The 12,852-nt window shown below is 55.4% G+C and carries 14 protein-coding genes; 12 read left to right on the forward strand and 2 right to left on the reverse strand.

Annotation, left to right across the window (positions count from 1 at the left end):
* Window positions 1-56: 56 nt before the first annotated feature.
* The 5 genes from L2097_RS12765 to L2097_RS12785 all read left to right on the forward strand — a co-directional run bounded on the left by L2097_RS12765 (window position 57) and on the right by L2097_RS12785 (window position 4,915).
* Window positions 57-1,070 (forward strand): malate/lactate/ureidoglycolate dehydrogenase, encoded by a 1,014-nt coding sequence (locus L2097_RS12765; RefSeq protein ID WP_250352941.1) that lies wholly within the window; start codon window positions 57-59, stop codon window positions 1,068-1,070.
* Between the two features lie 861 nt (window positions 1,071-1,931).
* On the forward strand, window positions 1,932-3,140 hold the full coding sequence (locus L2097_RS12770; RefSeq protein WP_250352942.1) for a SpoIIE family protein phosphatase: 1,209 nt from the start codon (window positions 1,932-1,934) through the stop codon (window positions 3,138-3,140).
* 8 nt (window positions 3,141-3,148) lie between these two features.
* The gene (locus L2097_RS12775) at window positions 3,149-3,730 is read left to right on the forward strand and encodes a SiaB family protein kinase (protein WP_052958864.1); all 582 of its coding nucleotides are present in this window, start codon (window positions 3,149-3,151) and stop codon (window positions 3,728-3,730) included.
* Window positions 3,723-4,139, forward strand: a complete 417-nt coding sequence (locus L2097_RS12780; protein ID WP_047371390.1) for a DUF1987 domain-containing protein — start codon at window positions 3,723-3,725, stop codon at window positions 4,137-4,139. The genes L2097_RS12775 and L2097_RS12780 overlap by 8 nt, the downstream gene beginning before the upstream one ends.
* Window positions 4,133-4,915 carry a GGDEF domain-containing protein gene (locus tag L2097_RS12785; protein WP_250352943.1) on the forward strand — a complete coding sequence of 261 codons (783 nt, stop codon included), beginning with the start codon at window positions 4,133-4,135 and terminating at the stop codon, window positions 4,913-4,915. Before L2097_RS12780 ends, L2097_RS12785 begins: the two co-directional genes overlap by 7 nt.
* A gap of 20 nt (window positions 4,916-4,935) precedes the next feature.
* On the opposite strand, the gene accB is transcribed toward L2097_RS12785, so the two are convergent.
* Complete coding sequence (gene accB / locus L2097_RS12790) at window positions 4,936-5,397, reverse strand: acetyl-CoA carboxylase biotin carboxyl carrier protein (protein ID WP_047371392.1); 462 nt, start codon at window positions 5,395-5,397, stop codon at window positions 4,936-4,938.
* A gap of 586 nt (window positions 5,398-5,983) precedes the next feature.
* A complete protein-coding gene (locus tag L2097_RS12795) occupies window positions 5,984-6,586 on the reverse strand; it encodes a cupin domain-containing protein (protein ID WP_250352944.1) in 603 nt (200 codons plus the stop codon).
* A 208-nt stretch (window positions 6,587-6,794) separates the two neighbouring features.
* On the opposite strand from L2097_RS12795, the gene L2097_RS12800 reads away from it, so the two are divergent.
* From L2097_RS12800 to L2097_RS12830, 7 genes are all read left to right on the forward strand, one after another.
* Window positions 6,795-7,346 (forward strand): chromate transporter, encoded by a 552-nt coding sequence (locus L2097_RS12800; protein WP_250352945.1) that lies wholly within the window; start codon window positions 6,795-6,797, stop codon window positions 7,344-7,346.
* On the forward strand, window positions 7,340-7,873 hold the full coding sequence (locus L2097_RS12805; RefSeq protein WP_139800459.1) for a chromate transporter: 534 nt from the start codon (window positions 7,340-7,342) through the stop codon (window positions 7,871-7,873). Before L2097_RS12800 ends, L2097_RS12805 begins: the two co-directional genes overlap by 7 nt.
* Window positions 7,874-8,156: 283 nt before the next feature.
* Entirely contained in the window at window positions 8,157-8,996 is an 840-nt protein-coding gene (locus L2097_RS12810) for an ABC transporter ATP-binding protein (protein WP_250352946.1), read from the forward strand.
* Window positions 8,986-9,867 (forward strand): ABC transporter permease, encoded by an 882-nt coding sequence (locus tag L2097_RS12815; protein WP_047371396.1) that lies wholly within the window; start codon window positions 8,986-8,988, stop codon window positions 9,865-9,867. Before L2097_RS12810 ends, L2097_RS12815 begins: the two co-directional genes overlap by 11 nt.
* Window positions 9,867-10,937: an ABC transporter permease gene (locus L2097_RS12820; protein WP_250352947.1), complete on the forward strand. Its 1,071-nt coding sequence runs from the start codon at window positions 9,867-9,869 to the stop codon at window positions 10,935-10,937. The genes L2097_RS12815 and L2097_RS12820 overlap by 1 nt, the downstream gene beginning before the upstream one ends.
* Window positions 10,938-10,984: 47 nt before the next feature.
* On the forward strand, window positions 10,985-12,001 hold the full coding sequence (locus L2097_RS12825; RefSeq protein ID WP_047371398.1) for an ABC transporter substrate-binding protein: 1,017 nt from the start codon (window positions 10,985-10,987) through the stop codon (window positions 11,999-12,001).
* Between the two features lie 41 nt (window positions 12,002-12,042).
* Entirely contained in the window at window positions 12,043-12,690 is a 648-nt protein-coding gene (locus tag L2097_RS12830) for a TetR family transcriptional regulator C-terminal domain-containing protein (protein ID WP_047371399.1), read from the forward strand.
* The last annotated feature ends 162 nt before the right edge of the window (window positions 12,691-12,852 follow it).

Raw genomic sequence — 12,852 nt, forward strand, 5'->3', positions numbered from 1 at the left:
ACATCCTCGTTATAGTCAAAATACGCTCAATAACCCTGTTTGCGGTAAGATTAATTATGCCTGTATTAACCCACCAGCAATTGCGCACGCTGCTGGAACAACATCTTGTACGTGTAAATACCCCGCAGGAGATTGCCCGCCAGGTCGCCGATAACCTCGTCGAAGCATCGCTAAAAGGTCACGACTCACACGGCGTGACCCTGCTCCCACGCTATATCAGCGCCATTCTGGCCGGCGATTTGCAACCTGCGGCGCAGTTGCGGCTGATTCGCGATGCAGGTCCACTCCTCTCTTTTAATGGCGGACGCGGTTTTGGCCAGGTCCTCGGCAGGCAGGCGATGTCGGCGGGTATTGAACGCGCGCGTCAATACGGCGTCGCGCTGGTAAGTCTGGCAGATTCACACCATCTGGGACGTATCGGCGCCTGGGCCGAGCAGGTCGCCGCGGCAGGGCTGGTATCGATCCATTTTGCCAATGTCGCCGCGCCGTCTGCGGTATTACCGTTTGAGGGGCGCCACCCGCGCCTTGGTACCAATCCCTTCTGCGTGGGGGTGCCGGTTAGCGATCGTGCGCCGGTGATTCTGGATTTCGCCACCAGCGCGATTGCCGGGAACAAAGCGCGTATCGCCTGGAATGAAGGGCGGGCCATTCCGCCTGGCTGTGCGGTGGATGCGCAGGGTAATCCCACCACCGATCCGCGCTGGCTGATGGAGGAACCGCGCGGCGCGCTGCTGGCCTTCGGCGGGCATAAAGGCGCAGGGCTGTCGCTGATTTGCAGCCTGCTGGGCGCCGCACTGACCGGCGGCGAGACTGAAAGCCACCAGATCCCGCCACGCCAGGGCATCATCAATAATATGCTGTCTATTATTTTTGATCCTGCCCGGCTGGGCGCGGGCGAGAACTATGCGCAGGAAGTGATTGCCCAACTCGACTGGATGCAGCACGACCAGCAGGGGCACGATGTCCTGCTCCCTGGTGAACCGGAAGCCCGTGCCTGGCAACAACGGCTGGAGAGCGGGATCTACGTTGACGAGGTGAGCTGGAAACAATTTGAGGCACTGGGGCTGTAGGTTTTCCCTTCTGGTGGCCTTTTCCCCTCTCCCTAAACGTTTCCCCAGGGGCGAGGGCACCGCTTTTCCCCCTCTCCATTGAGGGGGGAGGGATCCCTACAAAAAATGCGAGCACGATCGGTCCCCTCTCCCTGAGGGAGAGGGCCAGGGTGAGGGGAAAATGCGGCTCTGGTGGTCATTCCGTTCACCGTATGTTCCTTGCTCTTCTATAGCAACAGAACCCGTGAACGTGCCAGGGTGGCTCACCGCCACCACCCTGGCGACCCGGGCTCCCGGCCAGGAAAATCGCCGCTTCGCGGTCCACTCGTCTTATGCCGTCTGACTTTCGGGTCGGGGACCAGCCTACATCCTTGTAGGCTATCCCCTCCGCCCGCTTCCCTGCGGGCGGCCCCGGTCAGCCGTCAACGCCTCATCGATTTTCAGCCGGACCCTGTCATCGCGGTGACGGTTTTATTCTCATTGAGCACTGTTATCGCTGTAAAACGTAATATTACCGGGGATCCCTCACCCCTGGAGGGAAAAGGTCGAGGTGAGGGGGAGCAGCCGCACAACCCTCCCCGCCACTTTTTTGAATACTGCACAAAATTTGGGGTTGATTACCAAGATGATAAAGATTATCTTTCTCATTACTGAATAGTTGAGTGAATCGCTCAGGTATTCAGTACGACATTGCTCACATTGCTTCCAGCATTATTTGCCCGCGCGTCAAGTGCGGGCTTTTTTTTGCCTCTGGCAAAACGGCTGAGATTTGGCTTTGGGAACAATAATCTATCGTAATAACCCGCTGTAATCCGCTGCAATGAAATCGTCACAATCAGACTTTATCCTCAGATTATTCTTATTAAGGAAAACAGCAGGATCATGGATATACCTCTTTCATCGCGGCAGCTTACTGCGGGCGTGCTACGTATTGCCGTTCCGCACGTAACCCCCGAAGCAAATAATGTGCAGGTCATGTCGATGTTCTCTGAACATAAGTCACTGATTGGCTTACCCGTTCTTGAGCAAAATCGTCCTATTGGCATGATTAACCGCCATATTTTTCTGTCGCAGATGAGCCGCCCGTTTTTCCATGAACTCTATGATCAGAAAAGCTGTATCGCGTTTATGGATAAAACGCCGCTGATTGTCGAAGCTGATGCAGGTCTGGATTATCTGGCCGAGCGCGTCATCGAAACAGGCGATAAAGCGATTACCGAAGGGTTTATCCTCACCGAAGACAACCAATATATCGGTATTGGTCTGGGTCTTGATCTGATTCGCACGGTCTCGGATTTGCAGGCTAAACAGCATATGCAAATCATGCAAAGCATTGAATATGCGCGGATCATTCAGGAGTCTATGCTCAGCCGCTCACGGCAAAACATAGAGCAAACGCTGGATGACTGGTGTCTGTACTGGCACCCGCGTGACTGCGTAGGCGGCGATATTTACGCCTTTCAGCGCTGCGAAAACGGCTGGCTGCTGGTGCTGGCCGACTGTACCGGGCACGGCGTTCCCGGCGCCTTTATGACCTTTATTTTTTCCTCGGCGCTCGAAAAAGCACTAACTCAGGCTCAGCCCCACGAGCCAGAGCGCCTGCTCGCGTCAATTAACCATTATATAAAACAGACGTTGAGCCAGAGCCATCCCACCGCAGATATGGGCCAGTCCAACGATGGTTGTGACGCCATTGCCGTGTTTGTCGATACGCAAAATGAGCAGCTTATTTGGTCTAACGCTCGCATGCATGCCTTTATGCTCGGTACCGACGACGCAGATGTCATTAATCTTGACGGCGACCGCAAAGGGATTGGCTATTCAGATACGGCCACAGATTACCAGTGGCAACGTCATCAACGTCCGTTGCGCCGTGGCGATACGTTGTTGATCGTTACCGATGGCGTAACGGATCAGATTGGCGGCCCGCGGGAAATCATGTTTGGTAAGAAGCGTATTCAGTCATTGTTATTGCAGCAACGTGCGCTGCCGATGTCGTCTGTTTCCGAAGCGCTACTCTCCGCGCTGACGGGCTGGCAGGGCAAGCAATCTGCGCGCGATGACATGACGTGGTTTGGGTTTCGTTGGTGATAAATTAAATGAAAATAAGCGACCTGCAGGTCAAAGAAGCTGTTTTGCTCCCCCTTTTCACTCTTCAGCGGCAAAGCGCTGTCGAGCTTTTTTATACGGGCTATTTTTCCCAACAGCACATTGTGTCGATGGGTGACGTGATGCGCACGTGGCTGGATAAACATGAAGCCTCCTCGGCGACGCGTCGCAAATTATTCTCCGTCTTTATCGAGATGGGGCAAAACATCGTTCGCTATTCATCGGATGAACGCTTTCTGTGCACGGGCCAGGATGAACTGCGCTATGGTTCACTCTGCTTTCACACCGACCAGGTGAATTATTACCTTGAAACCGCAAATCTTGTCGGCCCGGAAGAATCCTCTTTGCTAAAGACAAACCTCGAAGTCCTGCGCACGATGACCCAGGCAGAAATCCGCAATGCCTGGAAACAGGGATTACGCAGTGAAGCGCCTGCCACGAGCAAAGGTGCGAATATAGGTTTGTTGACCATGGCGCGGGATACCAGTGAGCCACTGGAGTATCGCATTCATCCACTGGCGGCCAGTTCGTTGTCCGCCTTTCACCTAAAGGCAACCTTCTGCCATGACTGATATAACATTAACCTCTTCCATCGAGCAGCCCGCAACTCAGGCCACACCGGAAGTGAATTTTGATTTTTCAGCACATCGTCTGGTGCTTAAAGGTGAAGCCTATCCTGAAAATGCCGCGGCGTTCTTTCGCCCGCTGTTGCAGGCCATTGAGAACTGGTTACAGGACAAACCGACCACCGATGAGCCTGTTCGTCTGCATGTTGCGCTGAGCTATTTCAATAGTTCCAGCACCAAGCTGTTGTTCGAACTGTTCGAGTGTCTGAATGGCTTTGCGAAAGGTGGTATCGCCTGCGAGCTGCACTGGTACTATGACGAGGAAGACGATATTTCCGAAGAGTTCGGTCAGGAGTTACGTATCGACTTCCCTTCCCTGGCTGTCTTTCTTATCCCGGATCTTGACGCATGCTAGATATCAATGAGCTATTCAAGGAGGAATATTCCGTACTCGAAGACGCTCGCCTGGCGGCGGCAGACGCCGCGCTGCCCGCCGATGCCTGTCGTGAAAAGCTGTGGAGCGTGGCGAAGCACTATCAACGCCTGATCCGCGAATCCTACCGCGTGATCAGCCGCAGCGACCGTGCGGAACGCGAACTGAACCGCATGAACGAGCAACTGCAAAAACTGGCAGCGCAGCTGGAATATGAAGCGACGCACGATCCACTGACCGCCGTATATAACCGCAGCGCTATCATCAACCACATCAATAAATCCCTGACAAAGGCGAATGTCGCCCTGATCCTGCTGGATATTGATCACTTCAAACGTATCAATGACGAATATGGTCACCCTACGGGCGACCGGGTGATTTGCGCGCTGGTCTCACGCATTCGCCGCGCGCTGCCGGAAAGCGCCGCCATTGGTCGTGTCGGCGGTGAGGAGTTTACGATTTTACTGCCGGAAGCCCGTGTTGAAGATGCGATGATCATCGCCAGCTACATTCACTCTTCTCTTAATGCTTCGCCGCTGGATGTCTTACCGCAACAACGGGTAACCGCTAGTTTCGGTGTCAGCCTTGGCCTGAAAAACAGCGATTTTGAAAATCTGTACAGCGCTGCCGACGCCGCGCTCTATACCGCGAAAAAGCGCGGGCGTAACCAGGTTGCGCTGCATGAGGATTTTTTCCGCCGGATGCCCCCGGCGCAGGCGGGCATCGCACTCGCCCGCCAGGGTAGCAGCACGTCGTAACAGGCCGGTCGTCAGTCGCGTTATTCGATGACGACCAGCGGCTCGTCAAACTCAACCGGCTGACCACTTTCCACCAGAATCGCTTTCACTACCCCCGCTTTGTCAGCTTCGATCTGGTTCATCATTTTCATCGCTTCAACGATACACAGGGTATCGCCCACATTCACTTTCTGCCCGACTTCACAGAACGCTCTGGCATCCGGACTCGGCGTGCGATAGAAGGTCCCGACCATCGGGGAACGGACAAAATGACCACTGATTTTGCCAGCCGCAGGCTCTGCTGTCACAGCCGTTACGGCTGGTGCAGCCGCGTTAGACAGCGCTGGCTGCGCCATGACGGGGAGCGTGTAGGTTTGCTGTGTTACAGGGGTAGCGACGGCGCGGCTGATACGGACCGACCCTTCGCCCTCAGAAATTTCCAGTTCGGAGATGCCTGAGGCTTCGACCAGTTTGATCAGTTGCTTGATTTTTTCAATATCCATAAAGGTTCTCAGTGGTTCTGTGCCGAATGTCGCGCAGGTGCAACGACGTGAATATGCAGTGTATAGAAGAGGTTATTGCAAAGCGCAACGCGAAACAGGATCTTCGGCGATCGAAGGGAAATAACAAAACGGGAAGAAGGGAGAAAAACCGCGGTGCTAAAAACGATTAAGCCCTGGCAGATGCCAGGGCCTGGTGTTTTAAATCGAGCAAATGTTTCAATTTTACTTACCCTCCCGGCGCTTATCTCCGGCACTCACTCTTTATTGTGGCGTTAGCTCTGTCTGGGGGTGAGGCCATAGTAGTCTATCGGAAAATTCCTGGCAATAAGCAGATCATACCAGGTTTTCAGAATTATGACGGCGATCATAATTTCCTAAAAGCTCCAAAAAATCCATTAAATGACACCAAAAAAAAAGCCAGCTCGCATGAGCTGGCCGAAAATGTCCAAAACCTTTTATTCAACAGTGTCTTTCAATAGAGAAGACCATCATTACATACACAGAGAGCTTCGCATTCCTAATGCGCTTTAAGCGTAGACCGCAAAAAACGCCCCGCCATAAAACAAGAAAATTCCTGGCAATGGGATTATAACCACTGCTCCAAAAGCAACCCCTGCGCGCCAAAAACCGGGTCGCTATGGGGGAAGGTCGCGCTGGCAATCGCTGCCAGCCTTTGCGCAGTGGGGGCATCACGACAGAGATCGAACTCCTGCCCTGGCGGATACGCGCCGACGACGGAAAAATCAGCGCTACTGCCAAGGTTACAGTGCCCCGTTCCGGCGGGTAATACCACCACATCGCCCGCCCGTACGGTCAATTCCTTACCGCCCGGGCCGCCCAGCATCAACCGGGCTTCACCGCCGACAAACCCCAACACTTCATGCGCCGTGCTGTGGTAGTGGTGGTAATCAAACACTCCGTTTACCCATTGCGGTGGCCAGCCATTTTTCGCAAACAGTTGTTGCGCGTCCTGAGCGGTTGCCCGTCCGGGAATAACCTGACGGTATAGCAAGACGGGCAACGCAGGGTTGTTGGGCACCCACGCTTTTGGCGAAAGCAAAAAAGCCTCGGTCGCGGGAGCCGAAGCAGCCGCAGACTGCCCTTTTTCCGCTGCCTGAAGCAGCCAGGGAGTCGTCAGCGCGGCGCCAGAGAGCATCTTCATAAAACAGCGACGATTCACATCAGCCATAGCACCTCCTGAATGTTGAGTCGTCTCCTTAGCGTAGATGAAATTCCGCTTATCCTTTGCCTTCTTCCCGTCTCTGTCACCGCAGATCCCGGCGGCGATCATTTTTCTGCTGATAAAATTCCTGTAATTTCATCACGATTACAAATGGGTTATCGCGCGCCAGGGATCCGGTCATCACAGGTAGGTCGTTGTGCAAGAAAATAAGAAGATGTTCGCGTCGTCTGACGCTAAACCAACATTGTGGCAGCTCTGGCAGGCCTGCTTTATGTTAGGAGTGACCGGATTTGGCGGAGTGCTGCCGCTAATGCACCGGGCGCTGGTGGAAAAAAAGCGCTGGCTATCAGAACAACGCTTTGCCGAACTGCTGGGGCTGTGCCAGTTTCTGCCGGGCGGAAATGCCGTGAATTTGTGCGTCGCCACCGGGGTGGAATTTCATGGCATAAAAGGAGGGTTTGTCGCGCTGGTGGGGTTACTGACCGCTCCCTTACTGGTTATCGTTTGTCTCGGCAATATCTGGCTACTCTGGCATGACAATCCGCTGGTCGCCTCGGTCTTCGCCGGTATTTCCGCGGCGGCGGCGGGGCTTATCATTGCCACCGGCCTGAAAATTTTGCGCTCGATGCCGCGTGCGCTGACATCGTGGTTTATCCTTGGCGGGATCATTATTGCGATTGCCTTTTTCCGCCTGCCATTGCTGCCGGTCTTACTGGTCGCCGTGCCGCTGAGTATTATGCTGAGCTACCGGAAACACACATCATGACAACGCTGTTTTCCCTTGCCTTTATCTTTTTACAGCTCTCGTTTTTAGCCCTCGGCGGCGGTAACGCCATTATCCCTGAGTTGCAGCGCCAGGTGGTCGACGTGCATCACTGGATGACCTCACGGGAATTCAGCGAACTGTTCGCCCTGGCCCAGGCCGCGCCCGGCCCCAATATGATGATTACCTCACTGGTCGGCTGGCGTGTTGCGGGTATCGCCGGGCTGCTGGTATCAACCGTTTGCCAGTTTATCCCCTCGTCACTGATCGTGGTGGCATGCGTGACGTTATGGAATAAGAACACCGACGAGAAAATGAAACGCGTGTTAAACCATGCGTTAGTCCCCCTGACAGTCGGCCTGGTTATCTCCGGCGGGGCGCTGGTCGCCGGTGCGGTTGTCCACAATGCTCTGCAATTCGCCACCATCGCGGTGTGTATTGTCCTGTTTTTGAAAACCCGCCTTTCGCCACTGATTTTACTGGCCGCAGGCGGAATAGTCGGACTGGTCGCAGCCTTATACGGGGTGTAACTCCATCTGCCACACCACCGCACCCAGACTGTCACTCCCCCTTTGCGCAGGGGGCGTGTAGCCTGCAAACTCCCGCTTCTTTTTTCAGCGAAATTGCCCTGTCCCACCGCCTCTGCCTTGCCCCACGACCACGCACCATTGCCGACATTTGCACCAATTTAGCCATCAAAAAAGCTTATCTTGCAGCCAAAAACCGCGAAATAGCGCCTTTTAACGCCTGGCACAAAAATGGCATAGAGAAACAAACTTAACCAGTTAGTCAAAAAAACAGGGGAGGCCTGGAATGAGCCAGTTGATCTATGCAGAGGAATCTGCGGTCGTACCGTTAAAACCGGCAACCGCCACCGCACGGCCGGCCATCAGGGTAAACCAGGCCAACGTGATTTATCCGGCAGCCGACCAGCCGGTGCATGCCCTCAAAGACATTAACCTGACTATTCGCCAGGGGGAGTTTGTCTCGTTTATCGGCCCTTCCGGCTGCGGCAAAACCACACTATTGCGCGCTATTGCAGACCTCGAACCTATTACCTCTGGCGAAGTGTTGGTGAACGATATGTCCCCTTCGGAAGCACGCCAGGCGGGGGCATACGGCTATGTCTTCCAGGCCCCGGTCCTGTTGCCATGGCGTACCGTGCTGGCCAACGTCAAGCTGCCGCTGCAAATCCAGGGCGTGCCGCCGGAGCGCTGCGATGAAATCGCCCGCGAGCAGCTTGCACGCGTCGGGCTGAAAGGCTTCGAGAAAAAATATCCGTGGCAGCTTTCCGGCGGCATGCAGCAGCGCGTCTCCATTGCCCGAGCCCTGGGTTTTGAACCCAAAATTCTGATGATGGATGAGCCCTTTGGCGCGCTGGATGAACTGACGCGCGACAACCTCAACCAGCAATTACAGCAACTGTGGTTTAACGAACAGCGCACGATGGTCTTCGTGACCCATTCCATTTCCGAGGCCGTCTACCTGTCGACCAAAATTGTGGTGATGTCGCCACGTCCGGGACGGATTGTGAACGTGATTGACTCTCCGCTGCCCGCCGAACGCTCGCTGGCTATTCGCGACACCCCGGCCTTTTTACAGCTCGCCGCTGACGTGCGCGAAGCGCTGGTGGAGGGACACCATGACCATTAGTCAACGTCTGCATCTGCATGTTCTGCCCGTCGGCAGCGTATTGCTGGTGGCGTTGATCCTCTGGTATGCGCTGGCCTTCGCCCTGAATGCTTCCGGGGTGATTGATCGCGTACTGACCCCGCGCGGCCCCTGGACCAGTAGCGACCTGATTGCCGCGTCACTGAATGCCACCCGCCCGCTGCTGCCTGCGCCACATCAGCTGATTATTGATATCTGGAACAGCATCACCCAGTGGCCGCTCACCTCGCCGCGCAACCTATTACTGCATACCTGGGTGACTGCCAGCGCCGCGCTGACCGGTTTCGCCATGGGCGTGGTGCTGGGCGTACTGCTGGCGGTGTGTATTGTCCATTCACGGACGCTCGATAAAGCACTGATGCCGTGGATTGTCGCCTCGCAAACCATTCCCGTACTGGCGATCGCGCCTATCGTGCTCATTATTCTTGGCAGTCTGGGGGTAACAGGCATGCTCCCCAAAGCGACCATTGCCATGTACCTGTGCTTTTTCCCGGTCACCATCGCCACCGTTCAGGGGCTGCGTTCGCCGCAAAAAATGGAGATGGAACTGGTGCATACCTATGCCGCACGACGCGTCGATATCTTCTGGATGGTGCGTCTGCCCTCTTCTCTGCCGTATCTCTTTCCGGCATTTCGCGTCGCCATTGCCAGTGGGCTGGTCGGCACGATGGTGGCGGAGCTGCCCACCGGCGCACAGGCCGGGTTGGGGGCCAGGCTTCTCACCGGCTCCTATTACGGCAATACCATCCAGATCTGGTCTGCGCTGGTGATGGCCTCATTATTAGGCCTGGCCTTAACCGGGCTGGTAACCCTGACCGAACGTCTGGTGATGCGCCAGCGTAAGGGAGCATGATGAAAAAAAATCCCCTTCCCGGCACGCTGCTGTTAGTCGGCGCCTTCATCGTGGCCGTTCTGTCGCTCATTCAGTTAAGCGGAGACAGCGCTGCCTCTTATGCACTTCGTTCTCATGCGCTGTTGCTTATTGTCAGTTCGCTGCTGGCCTGTTCACAAACGGCGTTGCGTCACGTGTTGTTCGCTGTGGCACTCGCTGTCAGCGCACTCTGGCTGGCAATGCTGCCGTTTAATGGCATGAGCACCCTCGCGCTGGCGCTGCTTGCCGCCGTCAGCGTACAGCGTCTGGCGAGCGCTCCGGTTCCTCCGGCTGCCGTCGCCGCGCTGCTCGGCATCTGGCTGCTGTGGTTCTGGCAGATTCTGGTCACCGGCTTTGCCGTTCCGCAGGTCATCCTGCCTGCGCCACTGGACATTCTCACTGCGCTGGTCGACGGCGTCTCGCTGCTGGCGGGTGACCTGGTGCAGACGGTCCTCAAATCGGTGCTGGCGGGGTATCTGCTCGGCTGCGGCGCAGGCATTGGCGTGGCGCTGCTTATCGACAGACTTCCCTTTCTGCAACGCGGGCTGCTGCCTGTCGCGAGCCTGACCAGTACCGTCCCGCTGGTCGGCGTCGCGCCTATCGCCGTGATGTGGTTTGGTTTCGACTGGCCGTCAAAAGCCGCCGTGGTCATTCTGGTGACCTTTTTCCCGGCGCTGGTCAGCACGCTGGCCGGGTTAAAAGCGAGCGGCAAGCTCGAACAAGAGCTGATGTATTGCTACGCCGCAACGCCCCACCAACAGTTGCGCATGCTGCGCCTGCCCGCCGCGATGCCGTTTATTTTCAGCGCGCTGAAAGTCAACGCCACTCTGGCGCTCATCACCGCCATTGTCGCCGAGTATTTTGGCTCACCGACCGCCGGGCTTGGCTTTCGTATCTCCACAGAATCGGCGCGGATGCATATGCCCATAGTGTGGTCAGCGATTGTCGTGTCATCGCTGGCGGGATCGCTGATTTACACCTTGCTGGTTCGGCTCGATCGCCGCGTGAATTTCTGGCATCCCTCGATTCGCGGGATGGCAACGGAAAAGTAAAACAACATAAAAACATGATGATGCACACTAACCCGAGGAGTTATCCCATGATGAAACGTTCCGCTTTTCGCCGGGGGTTGTTGCTGGCGGCAATGTCTGTGGCTTTTACCTTTTCAGCACACGCAGCAGAGAAAGTGACGCTGCAGTTGAAATGGGTGCCGCAGGCGCAATTCGCTGGCTACTACGTGGCACAGGAAAAAGGGTTCTATAAAGAGGAAGGACTGGACGTCACGATCAAACCCGGCGGTACGGATATCTCCCCGGTGCAGGTGATTGCCGGAAAATCCGCCGATGTCATCGTCAACTGGCTGCCGGATGCCCTGGCGTCACGCGAGGCAGGCGTTCCGCTGGTTAACATCGCTCAGGTTTATGATCGTTCCGGGATGATGCTGACCTGTAAAAAATCGAGCGGCATTAAAACGCCTGCCGATTTCAAAGGTAAAACGCTGGGCGTCTGGTACGGCGGCAATGAATACCCCTTCTTCAACTGGATGAACAAACTGGGGCTGAAACCGGGCAAAGACATTACCATCCTCAAACAAGGCTTTAACGTCGATCCACTGTTGCAGGATCAGGCAGCCTGTATCTCCACCATGAACTACAACGAATACTGGCAGCTGATCGACGCCGGTTTAAAAGAGGCGGATCTGATCACCTTCCCGTATGAGGATCAGGGCGTTTCCACCCTCGAAGATGGCCTGTACGTGCTGGATTCCAGCCTGAAAGATCCGGCGTTCGTCGCCAAAATGGCGAAGTTCCTCAAAGCCTCGTTTAAAGGCTGGGATTATGCGGTGAAACACCCGCAAGAGGCGGCGAAAATCGTGGTTGCGGAAGATGCTTCCGGTGCCGCCACCGAAGAGGTGCAGACTCGCCAGATGGAGAACGTGGCGAAGCTTATCACTAACGCCAACACGCCGAAAATCGGCTATCTCGATCCGGCCGCCTACCGTCGCACGATTGATGTCTTATTGCACAGCGGTGGCGATACACCGGTTATCAAAAAAGATCCGGGTGACAGCGCCATGACCCATACCGTCTGGGATGCTGCGGCAAAACTGAAATAACCCCTCCCCGCCAGGGACGGCGGGTTTCACTGGAGCCAGTCATGAATGAAAGCCTGCTGAGCGGCATTGAGGTCGCGCTGGAAAAAGGGCGTATTCGCCAGGATAACGAGGCGATCATAATGCCCGCCGCTGAACGGATCTTCGCCCGGTACGGATTTCGCGGCGCCACCATGCAGCAGATTGCCGATGCCGCTGACCTGCCCAAAGCCAATCTGCATTACTATTTCGGCAATAAACAAACCCTTTATTTGCGCGTGCTGGAATGCATTCTGCACGACTGGCTGGCGCCGCTGGAAGGCATTTCCGCCAGTGCCGATCCCAAAACCGCGCTGGAAGAGTATGTCCGTAAAAAGATCGGCTTTAGTTTTGCCCGCCCGGAAGCCTCCCGCCTGTTTGCCAATGAGATCCTGCAAGGGGCGCAGGTGGTTCACCCACTATTAAAGACGCAGCTCCGACAACTGGTGGCGGAAAAGGCCCGCATCCTTGATGGCTGGATTGCGCTCGGCAAGCTCTCTGCGATGGACACCACCCACTTCTTTTTTACCGTCTGGTCCATGACCCAAACCTATGCGGATTTTGATATCCAGATTGCCGCCGTACTGGGAGATGACTCGCACAGCGAAACAGCGCAGCAACGGGCGACAGACCATGTATTGCGCTGTGTCTGGCGGATCTGCGGCCTTGAATGAACCTTGCTGCAAAATGCAGCAATCAGCGTCAAATAAGGTGCGAAATGCACCAAAAAACAGCACTAACAGTCCGGTTATTTTATTCATGTTTCTCTGCTCCCCTGAATTTACGCGTTATGCAGCAAACCTGTCGCAAATGGCACGTAATTAGCATGGTTAATA

The sequence above is a fragment of the Citrobacter sp. MNAZ 1397 genome, from assembly GCF_023613995.1.
GTDB lineage: Bacteria > Pseudomonadota > Gammaproteobacteria > Enterobacterales > Enterobacteriaceae > Phytobacter > Phytobacter ursingii.